This is a genomic window from Nostoc sp. DedQUE02, assembly GCF_034531035.1.
Classification (GTDB): Bacteria; Cyanobacteriota; Cyanobacteriia; order Cyanobacteriales; family Nostocaceae; genus Nostoc.
The window spans coordinates 109,966-126,358 of record NZ_JAVRBY020000003.1 but is presented as its reverse complement, the minus strand read 5'-3'; the positions used below and the strand labels follow the sequence as shown (position 1 = coordinate 126,358).

The following is a 16,393-nucleotide window of genomic DNA, read 5'->3' as shown; positions in this document are numbered from 1 at the left end:
ACCATGTTTAACCAACTTGATGAATACAACAATTACCTATTTGAACAATGCCCTGTTGGGCTAGCACTATGCCGAAAAGATGGGACGCTAATTAACATCAACCCCGCCTATGCTGACATTTTAGGGCGTACAGTTTCAGAAACCCTGAATCTCGCCTACTGGCAGATCACCCCAGAAAAATATGCTGCTACAGAGCAATCTAGTCTAGAAGACTTAGAACGAACTGGTCGCTATGGGCCTTATGAGAAGGAGTACATCCACAAAGACGGGCATCTGGTTCCGGTGAGGATTTCTGGGCAGATGATTGAGAAAGATGGAGAGCGACTGATCTGGTGTAGTGTAGAGGACATCAGTTACCTTCGACGCGTCCAGCAGGAACGCCAAGATACCGAACAAATACTGAAACAGAGTGAAGCCCGATATCGTTCTTTGGTAACAGCTAATACACAAATTGTCTGGGTAAGCACACCAGAGGGAATTTGCTTTGAACTGGCAAGCTGGATAGCCTATACAGGCCAAAGTCTAGCTGAAGCGGAAAATGGGGGCTGGATTGATGCCGTTCATCCCGATGATCGCGCCTATACCGGAGAAGTCTGGAGTGCTGCAGTGGCAAACCTGAGTATGTATCAAATTGAATACCGAATTCGTGGCAAGGATGGCAACTATCGCTACTTTTGGGTCTGGGGCGCGCCCGTTATAGAAGAAGATGGCAGCGTCCGGGAGTGGATTGGCACCTGCACCGATATTCACGATCGCAAGCTGGCAGAAACCGAAAAGCAGTATCTTGAACAACGGTATCGCTCTTTAGTAACTGCCAGTTCACAAATGGTCTGGACGGCATCGCCGGAAGGAATGGTGAACTCTGAAATAGCTGGTTGGGAGGCATATACAGGTCAGAGTGCAGCCGAAATGATGGGCTGGGGCTGGTTAGATGTCATGCATCCCGAAGACCGTGCCTACAGTGCTGAAGTTTGGAGTGCTGCTGTGGCAAACCGGAGTCTTTATCAACTTGAATATCGGATTCGTGCCAAAGACGGCACTTATCGCTACTTTTTTGGCAATGCAGCTCCTGTTTTGGAAGCAGATGGCAGCATCCGCGAGTGGATTGGCACCTGCACCGATATTCACGATCGCAAGCTAGCAGAACAAACTTTGCAACAGAGCGAAGAACGGTTTCGTTCTTTGGTGACTGCCAGTTCACAAATTGTCTGGGTGACTACCCCTGAAGGACTGGCGGTGAGTAGTGAAATGTCTACCTGGTTAGCGTACACAGGTCAGAGTGCAGATGAAATCCTGGATTTGGGCTGGCTCGATCCGATTTTCCCCGATGACCGTACCCGCACAGCCCTTGCCTGGAGTAATGCTGTGGCAAATCAGAGTCTCTTTCAAACCGAATATCGGCTGTGTGGTAAGGATGGCACATACCGCTACTTCTCTGTCTGTGGCACTCCCATCCTAGAAGCCGATGGCAGCGTCCGAGAATGGATTGGTACCTGTACCGATATCCACGATCGCAAATTGGCAGAAGCCGAAAATCAGCGTCTTAAAGAACGATATCGCTCCTTAGTAACTGCTACTTCACAGATCATCTGGGGAGCTACCCCGGAAGGACTGGGAATCAGCAGAGAAATGCTTACCTGGATGGACTATACGGGGCAGAGCGAAACTGAAGTTGAGGGTTGGGGCTGGCTCAATCCGATTCACCCCGATGACTGTGCCAGTTCCACAGAAGCTTGGAATGCTGCTGTGGCAAACCGAGGTATCTACCAAACCGAATATCGGCTGCGTGGCAAGGATGGCACATACCGCTACTTCTCTGTCTGTGGTGCCCCCGTCCTGGAAGAAGACGGCAGTATTCGGGAATGGATTGGCGCTTGCACTGATATTCACGATCGCAAGCAGGCAGAAGCGGAAAATCAACGTTTGTTGGATATGTTAAATCATTCCAGCGATGCCATTATCGTCCGCGATATGAGCGACAAAATCTCTCACTGGAATCAGGGTGCGGAAAGGCTCTACGGTTGGACACGTGAGGAAGTGAAAGGCCAATGCATTCAGGCATTTCTCAAAAAAACCTTTCCAAAACCAAAAGAAGAAATCATCGCAGAGTTATTAGAGCAAGGTAATTGGGAAGGAGAAGTACAACATCTTACCCATGATGGCAAACTGATTACCGTCCAAAGCCGATGGACTCTGCAACGGAATATCGACGGTCAGCCCTGCGCGGTGCTGGAAATCAATACCGATATCACTGCCCGTAAACAAGCAGAAACCTCTCTACGGCAACTGAATCAAGAATTGGAAGCTAGAGTTATAGAGCGGACGGCTGCCCTACAAAATACCCTAGCAGAAGCGCAGGGGTTAAATGCCATTTTAGATAATTTAGCAGATGGTTTGTTGGTGACAGATATCACCGGACAAATCACCCACTTCAATCCTGCTTTTTTAAGTATGTATGGATTGACAGCTACCGCCCTCAATGGTCACTACCGAGAATTGCCGATATCTGGTTTAACGGAGCTGGTTACACGAACTCAGTCCCATCCTAAAGAGGTGTTCTCTGCCGAAGTTGCACTGACCAAGGAACGCATTGGTCAGGCAGTGGCAACCGCCATTTTCAAGAAGACGACAGAAAAAGAACCCGCCGCCTGCTTCGGTTCGGCGCTGCTAATTCGGGATGTGACGGCAGAAAAAGAAATTGACCAGATGAAGACGGACTTCATCTCAACAGTTTCTCACGAGCTGCGGACACCACTGACTTCTGTCCTCGGTTTTGCGTCGATCATTCAAGAAAAGCTGCAAACCGATGTGTTCCCAATGCTTTCTACCGAAGACCGCAAGCTTCAGAAAACGATTAAGCGGGTGGCTGACAATCTCAATATTATTGTGTCGGAAGCAGAACGGCTCACGTCTTTGATTAACGATGTTTTGGACATCGCCAAGATGGAAGCAGGTAAGGTGGAATGGCAGATGCAGCCGATTGATCCCAGCGAATTACTCGATTGGGCAAGCAATTCTACCGCCGGGTTGTTTGAAACCAATGGCTTGCAGTTGGTGTGCGAGATTGAACCGGGACTGCCTCAGATAATAGGCGATCGCAACCGTCTGCTACAAGTTTTAATCAATCTAATTTCCAATGCCGTTAAGTTTACCGAATCTGGTTGTGTCACCTGTCGCGTCAAACAAGAAAACGACGGTGTTTGTATCAGCGTCATCGATACAGGCATTGGTATTGCACCTGAAGACCAGCCGAAAGTATTCGAGAAATTCCGCCAAGTTGGCGACACCCTCACCGACAAACCCAAAGGCACAGGGTTAGGACTGCCAATCTGTAAACAAATCGTCGATCATCACGGTGGTAGAATCTGGGTTGAAAGTGAACCAGGTAATGGCAGCGTATTCTCATTCATCATTCCCACCTACGCCAGCGATCAAAAAACCAATGCTAATCTGAATTTGGATACGCTAGTCAAACAACTCAAAGAACACGTCATCACCAAAAACGCTGTGCTAAACCAAAACCGTAAAACCATTTTGGTTGTAGATGATGACGCTAACATTCGGGAACTGCTGCGTCAACAACTGGAAAATGAGGGCTACAATGTTCGCGAAGGGAAAGACGGCATGGATGCAATTCATCAAATTAAAGTAGCGCGTCCCGATCTGATTCTCTTGGACGTAATGATGCCCCAAATCAACGGTTTCGATGTGGCAGCCGTCCTCAAAAATGATCCCCACACCGCAGACATTCCGATCATTATTCTGTCAATTATTGAAAACAAAGAACGGGGCTACCACATTGGCATTGATCGCTATCTCACTAAGCCCATTGATACAGAAAAACTCCTCAATGAAATTGGCTCATTACTTTACCAAGGCATTTCTAATAAAAAGGTTTTGGTTGTAGATAAAAATGCATCAGCCTTAAAAACCCTATCAGATGTACTGCAAACTCAAGGATACAGCGTGATTGAAGCCTCCGATCCGCAAGAATGCATTTATAAAGCTCTGTCAGCCAAACCTGACATGATTATCATTGATTCTATCTTCTCTCAAGAAGCCGATTTGGTGAAAACCCTCCGGTTTGAGAAGGAGTTAGAAAATGTATTTTTTATTATGCTGTCCGAACAGTAATCACTGTGGCTGGTGGCTGGGGACTGGGAAGGAATTCTTCTAATCTCCAATCCCTAATCCCCAATCCCTAATTCCCAATTCCCAATCCCCAATTCCTATGACTCAAAAAATTCTAATTGTTGACGATGAACCCAATATCTTAATTTTAATGGAACAAGCCTTAGAAGCTTTAGAAGATGAGGGTGTTGAACTTATAACTGCTAGAAATGGAGAAGAAGCTCTCGAAACTATTAAAACAGAAAAACCAGGTTTGGTTTTTCTGGATGTGATGATGCCGAAAATGAATGGTCTGCAAGTCTGCCATATTGTAAAACACGACCTGCAAATGACTGATGTCTATATTGTGATCTTGACAGCTAAGGGACAAGAATTTGATAAACAAAAAGGAATTGAGGTTGGTGCAGACTTATATTTAACTAAACCATTTCGCCCCAAAGAAGTACTTGAAAAATCAATACAGGTGCTGGGTTTTTCAGGAAAATTATGAATGTTTACCACCTGCGATCGCCTGCAATTTACCATAGGCGATCGCAGTACTTGGTAATGCTAATTCATCCGCAATGGGCGTAGCTTGCTTCTGAATATCACCCTATTTCGACTTTCAATTCAAGAACCGGACACATCTCAAGGCTAAATTGAAAATAAAATATTCCAGCAGACTGGAACCTTTGGCTTAATCTGCTGGAGACTCTAAATGTGAAATTAAATTTTCAGGAATCGACTTAGTAGCGATTATTGTTGTTGCGGCGGGGATTATTACCGCCACCCCAGCTACCACGAGAGGAGTTGCTTCTTTCCTCACGAGGTTTAGCTTTGTTCACTTTCAAATCACGTCCCATCCACTCAGCACCATCAAGTGCATCAATGGCAGCTTGTTCTTGGGTGTCTGATTCCATTTCCACAAAAGCGAACCCACGCGGTCGGCCTGTTTCCCGATCTGTGGGTAGTTGAACACGATTTACTGTTCCGTATTCTGCAAAAGCCTGTTTGAGGTCATCCTCTGTAACCTGATAGGACAGGTTTCCGACGTAAATTGACATAGAAATCTCCGAATTCAGGGAGTGTAGAGAGTTAAATTCGGAGAGACGGTTTTTAGAAATCAAAACGAGTTACTCAGCCGAAAATAATCTTTATGTCCATGAGTGTAACACAGCCTCCAGTCTTTGAATATCGTCTTATAGTGAATTTTATTCATAAATAAAACTATCAGGTCTGGTTTACAAACCTTTCAACCATAGGCTTTTGTTGCTTGTAATATACAAGTTACACTTTTAACAGAAAATTCGATATTAACTTGCGATCGCCCAGGTATTTAGTGTTTTGAAAATTAAGCTGTGAACTTAAGGGGTAAAATCTCATTATCGGTAGTCTTGGTAATATACCATAAATATTTATTTTTAAAACAAATTAAAAAATCTTAATATTCAAATATCTCATTTGTGGTGAAATTAAATATGCGTTATTCATAATCCTTTTAGGGCGTTGCTGAATTGAAGTATGAATCTAGATGTAGAGACGTAGCACTGCTACGTCTCTACAAGGATTTTGGTATTATGCAAAATCGTTTTCATACATGGAATCAGCAACGCCCCTTTTAGAGACGTAGCACTAATATGTCTCTACATTAGATCAAACTGCACCAATATTCTTTCTGCTTCCTTACACAGCACTTCGTGATATTCACCGTTACTAGCCAGTAAACCTCCCCATTGATTAATATCACCAGTGTTGTACTGCAACGGAGTACCATCAAAGTGGGTAAATTTACCACCGGCTTCTGTTAAAATAAGTTCCGGGGCTGCTATATCCCAATCTTTAGGCGCAGACTTGCCGGAAAGAGAAATGTAGATATCTGCCTGTTGCTCGACAATAGTGGCGATTTTGCAGCCGACACTACCCACACTTTTCTGATTTTGACAGGGTAAGTTTTGCAACAAGTAATCTAACCGTTGGTTGCGGTGAGAGCGACTAACGACTAAAGTGAAATCCTCCAGTTGTTTACCAGATGACACTTGTATAGGAACAGAGCGATCGCAGGTTTCCACAAATGTCCCGCCACCTTTGGTAGCATAATATAACTTTTGAGCTTCTGGTACTACCACCACTGCTAATACTGGGCGTGTTTCCTTAACTAAAGCAATGTGAACTGCATAGTCCCCAGTTTTTTTGATAAAGTCTCGTGTACCATCCAAAGGGTCAATGATCCATATCCAAGGGGCGAAAGGCTTTGCATCACTACTTGGCAATTGGTAAGTTTCTTCACTAATGTAAGCAAAATCTTCGTTACCCAAATTTGCTTGTAGTCTCTGCAAAATGTATTGACTCACGGCTACATCGGCAACGGTGACAGGCTCATTTTCTTTATATTGTACTTCTAAGTTCGAGTCTTTTGCAGTGCCGTGGTAATACGATCGCAGTATATTTGCTGCACCCCAACCGATCTCACGAGCGAGCGCTAATATTTCTTGTAAGTCTTTCATTAATTTGACCCGATCTAAGTAAGTAGACGCAATTAAACCGAACTATGTAAAGTTTTGTATGGGGAAAGGAAAAAGGTTAAAGGGGAAAAGTTTTTCCATTTTCCCTTTACCCCTTACCCTTTACCCTTCTTAATATAGTTATATTTATTTCCGTCGGCTTACTTAGTAAAAAGATATAAACTGAGCGGTGCGCCCTTAGTTTTAATCCATCCAGCACCGCGTACCAAAAAATTTACAGGAATCAGCAGCAATATTAGCTGCCAGTGCCAGTGCATCAGTAAAACTTTCCTTTAAAATGTAATCACAGAAAGCACCGTGAAAAATATCTCCAGCCCCTAATGTATCAACCGCTTGAATCTGCGGCACATCTACGATACCAGTTTTAGTGCGACTCAAGTATTCAATTGGTTTTTGTCCGTGACTAATGGCGATGTGAGGAATCTTAAATCCGTTCAGATATGCAAAAACATCTTCTCCAGTCTGGCAGTTGGGGGGATAAAAATTAGCTGAACAGATAGCATAATCTACAAACGGCAGAATTTGCTCAAATCCAGGCTTCCAACTACCACCATCAATTACTACTGGAATATTCTTGATTTTAGCCATTTGGACTATGGAATAACTAACTGTCATTTGATGTCCATCAATCAGAACTATATTGACATTTTGCAAAATATCTGCTGGGATAGATGCGCTGCTGGCTTGAGTTTTGACAGCATTGATAGAAATCACAGCTCGTTCACCCGTGGTTTGAGTGACAATAATTGAGGAGACAGGTGGTGCTAAATCAGTGGTAGGCTCAAGGTCTGCGATCGCAACTTTGTAATTTGCCAAATCACCTCGAATTAGCTGCGTCATTGGATGAGAACCCACTACACCTAAAACTGTAGCTTGATTTCCTAAATAATTGAAAGTTACAGCCGCGTTTGTTGCTGGCCCCCCTGCCGCTACAGTATAGTCAGTAGCGACAATCTTCTGATTATTATTTGGGGCAGAGTCAGCAAGGTAGATCAAATCTAAGGTTACTAAACCGACAAATAAACCACTTGCCGATTTTGGATTTTGAATTTTGGATGATCCATTTGTCATATATAGGACTCATATTTGATTTTTGAACAAAACTCAGTACACCTTTATTCCTTCTTCCCAGTCCCCAGTCCCTTACCTCTACGAGTGATTCAGAAATCAAATCGGATTGCTATATGTTCGTATAGGTGCATAAATTATTATTTTTAACTCTTGCTCATGCAAACTGATCCAAAACCAGGAACACTTTACGTTGTCGGCACACCAATTGGCAACTTGGAAGATATCACCTTTCGGGCGGTGCGAATTTTGCAAACTGTGGATATCATTGCTGCGGAAGACACCCGTCATACAGGGAAACTGCTACAGCATTTTCAAGTGAAAACACCTCAAGTGAGTTACCACGAACACAATCGTACCAGCCGCATCCCAGAATTATTAGATCATTTAGTTAACAATAAAGCGATCGCTCTTGTGAGTGATGCTGGAATGCCAGGTATTTCTGATCCGGGATATGAACTGGTGAAAGCCTGCATTGAGGCGGGAATTCCAGTAGTTCCTATTCCTGGCGCTAGTGCAGCAATTACCGCTTTGAGTGCAGCTGGATTACCAACAGATCGGTTTGTCTTTGAAGGCTTTCTCCCAGCGAAAACTCAACACAGACAAGAACATTTAGAATCTCTGCAAACAGAATCTCGCACATTGATTTTCTACGAATCGCCTCATCGGTTGCGAGATACTTTACAAGATTTAGCAGAAGTTTGGGGAAGCGATCGCCAAATTGTGCTGGCGCGAGAGTTAACTAAATTGTATGAGGAATTTTGGCGGGGGACAATTGCCGAAGCGATCGCTCACTACAGCCAACGGGAACCCCAAGGTGAATATACATTAGTAGTAGCGGGAATTACAGCCACTCAACCCCAACTGACAGAGGAGGAGTTGAAAGCCGAGTTGAAACAGTTAATTAATCAGGGAATATCGCGATCGCAAGCTAGCCGTCAGTTAGCAAAATTTACCTCTCTTCCCCGCCGCCAACTCTATCAACTCGCTCTTTCTATAGTCCTGAGTTCTGAGTCTTAAACGGCTGATATCGCTTTTTTGAAAATCAAAAATTCAAATATCTATTTACCTTCTGTAAATACTTCAATAGACTTCTTGCGTAAATCAAAAAAAGAACCCTACACCGCCTCAATACTTGTCGGGTTTTAGGGAAAAGGGGAAAGAAAAAACCTTTAACCTTTACCCTTTAAACTTTTCCCCAAACCCAATTCCGAGTTAAAAATGCAAAATCCGAGCAGTATTGCACCCCGCCTTTGGCTTTCTTCATAGTTTCCGCTACCCGCAAGCAGGGAGGGGTGTTAGAGGACTTTTGCAGGATGCCTAATGTAGAAAATGTTACTAATTTGTATATTTATTCTGGAAGAGTAACTAGTGAATATTCAAATGATATCTAAAGATTTTTGATATTAGTTCTCTAGATAGATCAGAAAATTTGGAGGCAAACTTTAATATGAAATAGTCAAAAGCAAACAAAGCAGATTTTCAAAGAGGCAGAAATTGTATGACTAACATTATTGCTTGGCTGGTTTTGGGTTTAATTGCAGGTGCGTTAGCTAAGTTATTTTATCCCGGAACCCAAGGTGGCGGTATTATATCCACAATTATATTAGGAATCCTTGGAGCAGTGTTTGGGGGTTACTTAGGTCAAGTATTGCTAGGGAGTAGTTCAGCAGCCGCCGCATCTGTAGGTGCTTTATCACTAGGAAGCATTTTATTTGCTGTTATTGGTGCTATGATCTTGATTTTCCTTTGGGGTTTACTGACTCGTCGAGCTGTATAATTTGCTCCAATTAACTAACAGTTTTGGGAATCACTTCTAGCTGCAATAAGCCGAGAAAATGACATTAGAAAAAGAGCGAAGAACTATAGGAGTTTTCGCTGGGTATTCCGATGCACAATTGGTTCTTCAGGAACTAAAAGCTTCTAATTTTCCAATGCACAAAGTTTCTGTTATTGCACGGAATACAGAAAAACAAAGTGATATTGCTGGTGTTGCAATTAAAGAATACACTGGCAATACATCTTCAGAAGATGCTGCTGGAGCCTTTACTGGTAGTACTTTAGGTGGTCTTACTTCCTTATTGGCTGGTTTAGTCCTCTTGGTAATTCCTGCTATAGGCCCAGTCGTTTTAGCTGGAGCAGAAGTAACTGCGATCGCTACTACTTTAGCAGGTGGTTTGCCTGCTTTGTTCCTAAATTTAGGAATTTCTGAAAAGCCCGCACAGGGTTATAGCGATCTTGTCTCTAAAGGTTACTATTTGGTGATCGTAACCGGTATAGATATAGAAATCCGCCTTGCTAAGAGGGTTTTTAATCGCCGTGATATCCAACAATGGGCTGTTTATGAGCCATATTTGACCCCAAATAGTCGTTATAAACATGCACTTGGTGTTTTTTATACGCGCCAAAATGCAGAAAAAGCCCTTACTGAACTGAGAACGGCTGGCTTTCCGATGAATCAAGTTTCAATAGTTGCTAAAAATACAACTAACCTAAATAGTATTTCTGAGGTAAATATTAGTAGTTCCCCAGATAAATACACTAATTTAGGAATTTCTGATGATTTAGCTAAATATTATGAGCATCATCTGAATCTTGATCATTACCTCATAGTCTTAAAAAGCACTGATATTTATGTAGCAGGTGCAAGAGCTATTTTAGAGAGTAACAAGATCCAAGATTTTAGTATCTATAGCCAATCTGAACTTGATACCACTAGAAACGATCGCCAGGCTATTACAAATTTATAGTCAAGCATCAACTTCATATATGATGCTTGACTAAATACCATAATTGTGCATATTTGTGAAATTTATCGAACAAGTAATATGCTTGTCTGATAAATTACATTCTGTGATGAGTATATATTGCCTTTTAAAAGCTTAACTTTCTACCAGAATACTGCTTGCGCTCGCCAAGCTGACGGTTGATTTGTATATTGATGTACAATGGCATTGATGTCATCTCCAACCTAAAAGCCACTATAATATTTAGCTTTTCTAGAAATTTCGTTTTAATAAACTTAATTTTAACTATCAGGCTGCTTGATTTTACTATCTAGCCGCAAAGTTGTTTAATGTTTATAACAAAGAGCCTTGCTAGCTCAATTACCGCACTCGTAAAAAGCAACATTTTTTTAGTAAAGTCTGATGCTAAATTTATAAACCAAAAACAAATGTTTAATTCTCCACCACGAGATTTAATCGCAAAAACAATGTGGTTACTTATTTGGAAATAAGTTATACTATCTATTTATTATTAATTAAATTATAAGAGTGTAAAAGTAAGAGGTTATATATATAGGATATAGGACTCATATTTGATTTTTGAAAAAACTCAGTACAACTAAGAAGCCTTCTTTCCTGTTACCTATTGCCTATTGCCTGACAACCTAAATCAGTATGGCTACGCCAAGCTACGCGAACAGAAATCAAAGCGAATTCCTATACTTATTTAAAATCATGTGAAATCAGTAAAGATACTAGAATGCAAATAATGAAGTTTACTGTGCAAAAAACTAGATATATCTCACGCGAACATATCCAAAATAAATTTAGGATAGTGAAAACATAATCAGAATAGTCTCAAAAACAAAAATAATTTGAATAGCTGCCTGGAATAATGTTGAACCGTCTGAAGATTGGAACCAAGATTGGAATAAGTTTTGCCTTAAGTTTGGCAACTCTGACCGCCATTGGTCTAATCTCTTACCAAAGTACCAATACTCTCATTGAAACTTCGCGCAAAGAAAGTCATACTTACCAGGTGTTAAGTCAGCTTGAAGACCTCAACTTGCAACTGACAAATGCTGAGACAGGACAACGCGGTTACATTATCACTGGAGAAGAGCGCTATTTAGAACCTTATAACGCTGCTATTCAAGTAATAAATCAAAAAGTTAGGGAAATTCAAAGGTTAACGGCAGATAACCCCAACCAACAAAATCGGCTTGATATTTTGCAGCCACTACTAACCGAGAGAATGGCTGTAATGAAAGATGTCATAGAGCTACGGCAAAGCCAGGGCTTAGAAGCTTCTCAAAAAGCTGTTCTGACAGACCAGGGTAAGCAACTGATGGATAATATCCAGAAAGTTATCCAGGCGATGAAAAATGAAGAGAATGCACTGCTGAAACAGCGCTCCGATAAGGCGCAAGCAGCTGGTCAGCAAACGCTCGCCAGCATTGTCTATAGTATTCCCTTATTTTCTTTGCTCTTAGCTTTGATTGGATTCACCCTGACCAGACATATCTCAGCACCGCTAAAGCAAGTTTCTGATTTAGCAGAAAAAATGGCGGATGGGGATTTATCGGTAAGTTTACCAGATAGCGATCGCCAGGATGAAATTGGTGTGTTGACGCGCACTTTCAACCAGATGATCGTTAACTTACGAAACACAACTCAAAAAAATGACGAGCAAAATTGGCTAAAGTCTAACTTAGCTGAATTTACCCAGATGCTGCAAGGACAGCGAAATCTGGAAAACGTGTCTCGGATGATCTTATCGAATTTAGCACCTTTGGTTGGAGCATCACAGGGCGTTTTTTATTTTATGGACTCAATAGACGACCAGCCTATACTGAAGTTGTTGAGTAGTTATGCTTACAAAGAACGTAAAAACTTGGCAAATCAGTTTCATTTGGGTGAGGGACTAGTAGGACAATGCGCCCTCGAAAAACAAAGAATCCTGCTCACGGAAGTTCCTAGTGACTATATCCGTATCAATTCTGGCTTGGGAGAAGCACCACCGCTAAATATTATTGTCTTACCTATACTATTTGAGGGGCAAGTAAATGCCGTAATTGAACTTGCCTCCTTTGGGCCTTTTAACCACTTGCACCTGACATTTTTAGAGCAATTGAGTGAAAATCTGGGTGTATTTTTAAATAACATCGCCTCACAATTGCAAACCCAGCAACTACTCGAAGAGTCTATTGCTTTAACAGAAGAACTGCAAACCCAGCAAGAAGAACTACAGCAAAGCAATCAACGCTTAGAAGAACAGGCACACGAGTTAGAAGAATCACAATTTCTTATCAAGCAGTCTAACGAAGAATTACAACAATTAAATGAAGAGCTAGAAGAAAAGGCAGAATTGTTAGAAGTTCAAAATCGGGAAGTGGCCCGTAAGAACCAAGAAGTTGAGCGGGCAAGGAAGTCTTTGGAAGAAAAAGCTGAACAACTGGCGTTGTCTTCCAAATATAAGTCAGAATTTCTCGCGAATATGTCCCACGAGTTGCGGACACCACTAAATAGCCTGTTAATTTTAGCAAGGCTGTTAGCAGATAACTCTCTAAACAACTTGACCGAGAAACAAGTAGAATACAGCCGGACTATTTACTCGGCTGGAACTGATTTGCTGGAGTTAATCAATGACATTCTAGATTTGGCAAAAATTGAGTCGGGTACTATGTCGCTCGATATTGAGCAGATTGCTTTTACTGATTTGGAGACATCTTTAGAGCAAACTTTCCGGCAAGTTGCCCACAATAAAGAACTCAGTTTTACTATAGAACTGGATGAGAAGTTACCCCCGACAATTTATAACGACTCTAAACGCCTGCAACAAGTGCTGAAAAATCTTCTAGCCAACGCCTTTAAGTTTACAGAAAAGGGAGGCGTGAAGTTACAAATAGCCCAAGCTGATAATCTCATGATTGCTTTTGCTGTCAGCGATACAGGTATAGGCATTCCAGCCGAAAAGCAAAAGATTATTTTCGAGGCATTTCAGCAGGCAGATGGCACCACCAGCCGCAAGTACGGTGGGACTGGCTTGGGCTTGTCCATCAGCCGTGAATTGGCTCAACTGTTGGGAGGAAGAATTGAACTAGTTAGCCAAGCCGGACAAGGAAGCACCTTCACCCTTTACTTGCCCAGGCGACAGGAAAAGAATGATCAAAATATCATCCCACCTCATGAGCCAACCACCTCTATCCACGCAGCATCGACCATAAAAGAAGTGCCGATGCTAGAAAGTAAAACCGTGCTATTGGATACCTATAAACCCGCAAAAGTACTTAGTAATTTTTCCAGCGAAATACCAGACGACCGGGAAATAATTCAACCGGGCGATCGCATTTTGCTAATTATCGAAGATGACGATAAATTCGCCCGTATATTACTAGATATGGCGCGTCAGCAGGGCTTTAAAACCATTGTTGCTTTACAGAGTAAACAAGGTTTAGCACTAGCAGAACAGTTTAAGCCCAATGCAATTATGCTAGATATCCACATGCCAGAAATGGATGGTTGGACGGTGTTGGATCGTCTGAAGCATAAGCCAGATACCAGACATATACCAGTACACATACTTTCTGTAGATGAAAGACAGCAACGGGGATTACAGCTAGGAGCAATTACCTATCTACAAAAACCCGTGTCTCCAGAAGCGCTAACTCAGGTATTGACTGAAATTAAAGGTTTTATTGAACGTCAGGTAAAAAATCTCCTGATTGTCGAAGATGACCCTGTGCAAGCCCAAAGTATTATCGAACTGATTGGTAACGGCGATGTTCAGAGTACAGCAGTGGGTACGGGAGCAGAAGCCCTCTCGATTTTGCGATCGCATCACTTTGATTGTATGGTACTCGATCTCGGTCTGCCCGATATGAGCGGGTTTGCCCTAATTGAGCAGATAAAGCTTGAACCCAGACTTTTAAAACTGCCAATCATCGTCTACACGGGCAAAGAACTCAGCCGACAAGAAGAAACCCAATTGCGGGGACTAGCAGAGACAATTATTATTAAAAATGTGCGATCGCCAGAGCGGTTATTAGACGAAACTGCCCTATTCTTGCATCGAGTGCAAGCAAATTTGCCCCCACCAAAGCGGCAAATACTAGAGCAACTACATCAAACCGATCCGGTGCTGGCTAATCGGAAAATTTTGATTGTAGATGATGACCTGCGAAATATTTTTGCCCTGACCAGCTTTTTAGAAAGCTATCAAATGCAAGTGTTGTTTGCTGAAAATGGTAGAGATGGCATAGAGAAACTGCAAACTAATCCTGACATTAATATAGTTTTGATGGATATTATGATGCCGGAAATGGATGGTTATGAAACTACCCGCGCCATCCGCCAGCAACAACAGTTTCGCTCACTACCAATCATTGCTTTAACTGCCAAAGCCATGCCAGGGGATAAGGAAAAATGCATCGAAGCTGGAGCTTCTGACTACATCACCAAACCTGTAGATACAGAGCAACTACTTTCACTGCTTCGGGTTTGGCTGTATCGGTAAGGGAGTAGGGAATAGGGTGTATATACAACTAGAATGCTAAAAATATTTATCACATAAAAAATCCCATTCTTGCCAGTAGCAAGAATGGGAGTATATAAGATTTTTATACCTATCGGTAGGCAACTTGTGGGCCTGCCCAAATTTCTGTAACCTTTTTACCAAAAGTAATCGGCTGATCGTCATCCGTTGTAGTGATAGTCTTACCATCATTAGCAACTTGCATTAATGGCCAGTTTTCCTCACCCAATTCGCCTGCACGAAACAGCACATGATCCGGTTGGCTTTTACTCCAACCTAACAAGACGGCAATTTTATCATGCTGTTCTTGATTATCAGCAGGAGCAACGGTGTTAGCGTGATTTTTTTGCCGATCCCAAATCACTGCACTATCTGTAGAATCACCTGTGTTAAATATACCTTCAAACTTGCGTGCTAAGAAGCGATCGCCTTTTTCCGACCAGCTAACTGGAACTAATACCCCAATTTTACCGCTCGTATCAGTTTCTTCTGAAGACTCCGCTTTTACAGCCTTTACCTTTAATAAAGGATCGCTAACTGGAGTAGTTGAAGCCATCACCCACAATTTCTTAGTTTGCATATCTTGAACAAACAGAACGCTGGTGACACGGCTGTTGTACATTTCGGGTTTTACTTCTAGTTGCACCCGGCTATAAACAGCATATTTACCATCTGGAGAAACCACAGGTACGCTGCGATAATGACGCACTCCAGAACCACCATTAGAACTAATTGCCTCTTGAGTAGCTGTAATCCATTTCCAAGGAATCGGATGAGGACTACCTATTGGGTCTATTTGTTCTGCTTGGGATTCATCAACTGGTTCTGCAACAGGTATTTCCGTCGTTGTAGTTGGTTGTGATTCTCTAAGAGTTGGTGCTACTTGAGTTGCTGTCAACGATCGAGTAAAAGACTTTTCTCTAGAGAGAGAATTTTCTTCCTTCAAAGACTTGACATGAGCAGCTTTGAGTTTTCGGATTAAATTAAGTTGACTAACAGAAGCATCTGTTAATGGTGCGAGTTCAACTGCTGCCAAAGAATCAGGAATAGTTAAATCGCTGTCTGACTCAAAATTATCTATTTCAGGTAAAGACTCAGTTTTTTCTGCTGGTAATACTTGCGGTTCCTGAACAGCAGTAGTTTGTGTTGGCACAGAGTCAAATTCTTCTGTTTTCGAGTTGATTTGATCTGTTTTTAATGTTTCAGCTATCTCAGGTTCCCCAACTATGGCTATTTCCTTTGATACAGAGTCAGATTCTCCAGTTCTCGAAATTAGTTTAGCTACTTCGGATCTTACTGGGTTGGAGTGAGCCGATGCCCCTAACACAGGGGCGATCAGTATCACAACGACAACGTAATTGAGAAATGGTTTCGCGCGGAACCATCCTGACAGCAAAAGGGATTTAAGCATTTGTAGACTCTCTAGAGGGGGC

The 16,393-nt window shown here is 42.2% G+C and carries 10 protein-coding genes; 6 read left to right on the top strand and 4 right to left on the bottom strand.

Annotated elements, in window-relative coordinates:
* Positions 1 to 3: 3 nt before the first annotated feature.
* Together RMX98_RS04540 and RMX98_RS04535 are read left to right on the top strand one after the other, a co-directional pair.
* Positions 4 to 4,134: a PAS domain S-box protein gene (locus RMX98_RS04540; protein ID WP_322676697.1), complete on the top strand. Its 4,131-nt coding sequence runs from the start codon at positions 4 to 6 to the stop codon at positions 4,132 to 4,134.
* Between the two features lie 97 nt (positions 4,135 to 4,231).
* The gene (locus RMX98_RS04535) at positions 4,232 to 4,621 is read left to right on the top strand and encodes a response regulator (protein WP_322676696.1); all 390 of its coding nucleotides are present in this window, start codon (positions 4,232 to 4,234) and stop codon (positions 4,619 to 4,621) included.
* 235 nt (positions 4,622 to 4,856) lie between these two features.
* Here RMX98_RS04535 and RMX98_RS04530 read toward each other — a convergent pair whose 3' ends face one another.
* The 3 genes from RMX98_RS04530 to RMX98_RS04520 all read right to left on the bottom strand — a co-directional run bounded on the left by RMX98_RS04530 (position 4,857) and on the right by RMX98_RS04520 (position 7,703).
* Positions 4,857 to 5,174: an RNA-binding protein gene (locus tag RMX98_RS04530; RefSeq protein WP_322676695.1), complete on the bottom strand. Its 318-nt coding sequence runs from the start codon at positions 5,172 to 5,174 to the stop codon at positions 4,857 to 4,859.
* 579 nt (positions 5,175 to 5,753) lie between these two features.
* Positions 5,754 to 6,614, bottom strand: coding sequence for a 3'(2'),5'-bisphosphate nucleotidase CysQ (locus tag RMX98_RS04525; protein ID WP_322676694.1), 861 nt, complete (start codon positions 6,612 to 6,614; stop codon positions 5,754 to 5,756).
* 201 nt (positions 6,615 to 6,815) lie between these two features.
* Entirely contained in the window at positions 6,816 to 7,703 is an 888-nt protein-coding gene (locus tag RMX98_RS04520; protein ID WP_322676693.1) for a sugar kinase, read from the bottom strand.
* A 156-nt stretch (positions 7,704 to 7,859) separates the two neighbouring features.
* Between RMX98_RS04520 and rsmI the strand changes: the two genes are divergently transcribed.
* The 4 genes from rsmI (at position 7,860) to RMX98_RS04500 (ending at position 14,942) form a co-directional block, all read left to right on the top strand.
* Complete coding sequence (gene rsmI, locus RMX98_RS04515) at positions 7,860 to 8,720, top strand: 16S rRNA (cytidine(1402)-2'-O)-methyltransferase (protein ID WP_322676692.1); 861 nt, start codon at positions 7,860 to 7,862, stop codon at positions 8,718 to 8,720.
* Between the two features lie 481 nt (positions 8,721 to 9,201).
* Positions 9,202 to 9,480 carry a GlsB/YeaQ/YmgE family stress response membrane protein gene (locus RMX98_RS04510; RefSeq protein ID WP_289796500.1) on the top strand — a complete coding sequence of 93 codons (279 nt, stop codon included), beginning with the start codon at positions 9,202 to 9,204 and terminating at the stop codon, positions 9,478 to 9,480.
* A gap of 58 nt (positions 9,481 to 9,538) precedes the next feature.
* On the top strand, positions 9,539 to 10,450 hold the full coding sequence (locus RMX98_RS04505) for a hypothetical protein (protein ID WP_322676691.1): 912 nt from the start codon (positions 9,539 to 9,541) through the stop codon (positions 10,448 to 10,450).
* Positions 10,451 to 11,321: 871 nt separating this feature from the next.
* Positions 11,322 to 14,942, top strand: coding sequence for a response regulator (locus tag RMX98_RS04500; RefSeq protein WP_322676690.1), 3,621 nt, complete (start codon positions 11,322 to 11,324; stop codon positions 14,940 to 14,942).
* A gap of 109 nt (positions 14,943 to 15,051) precedes the next feature.
* On the opposite strand, the gene RMX98_RS04495 is transcribed toward RMX98_RS04500, so the two are convergent.
* Positions 15,052 to 16,371 carry a hypothetical protein gene (locus RMX98_RS04495; protein ID WP_322676689.1) on the bottom strand — a complete coding sequence of 440 codons (1,320 nt, stop codon included), beginning with the start codon at positions 16,369 to 16,371 and terminating at the stop codon, positions 15,052 to 15,054.
* Positions 16,372 to 16,393 lie beyond the last annotated feature (22 nt).

What these genes read in the sequence shown, in the direction of transcription:
- RMX98_RS04540 (WP_322676697.1), top strand. Translation starts at nt 4, where the DNA reads ATGTTTAACCAACTTGATGAATACAACAATTACCTATTTGAACAATGC.
- RMX98_RS04535 (WP_322676696.1), top strand. Translation starts at nt 4,232, where the DNA reads ATGACTCAAAAAATTCTAATTGTTGACGATGAACCCAATATCTTAATT.
- RMX98_RS04530 (WP_322676695.1), bottom strand. Translation starts at nt 5,174, where the DNA reads ATGTCAATTTACGTCGGAAACCTGTCCTATCAGGTTACAGAGGATGAC.
- RMX98_RS04525 (WP_322676694.1), bottom strand. Translation starts at nt 6,614, where the DNA reads ATGAAAGACTTACAAGAAATATTAGCGCTCGCTCGTGAGATCGGTTGG.
- RMX98_RS04520 (WP_322676693.1), bottom strand. Translation starts at nt 7,703, where the DNA reads ATGACAAATGGATCATCCAAAATTCAAAATCCAAAATCGGCAAGTGGT.
- rsmI (WP_322676692.1), top strand. Translation starts at nt 7,860, where the DNA reads ATGCAAACTGATCCAAAACCAGGAACACTTTACGTTGTCGGCACACCA.
- RMX98_RS04510 (WP_289796500.1), top strand. Translation starts at nt 9,202, where the DNA reads ATGACTAACATTATTGCTTGGCTGGTTTTGGGTTTAATTGCAGGTGCG.
- RMX98_RS04505 (WP_322676691.1), top strand. Translation starts at nt 9,539, where the DNA reads ATGACATTAGAAAAAGAGCGAAGAACTATAGGAGTTTTCGCTGGGTAT.
- RMX98_RS04500 (WP_322676690.1), top strand. Translation starts at nt 11,322, where the DNA reads ATGTTGAACCGTCTGAAGATTGGAACCAAGATTGGAATAAGTTTTGCC.
- RMX98_RS04495 (WP_322676689.1), bottom strand. Translation starts at nt 16,371, where the DNA reads ATGCTTAAATCCCTTTTGCTGTCAGGATGGTTCCGCGCGAAACCATTT.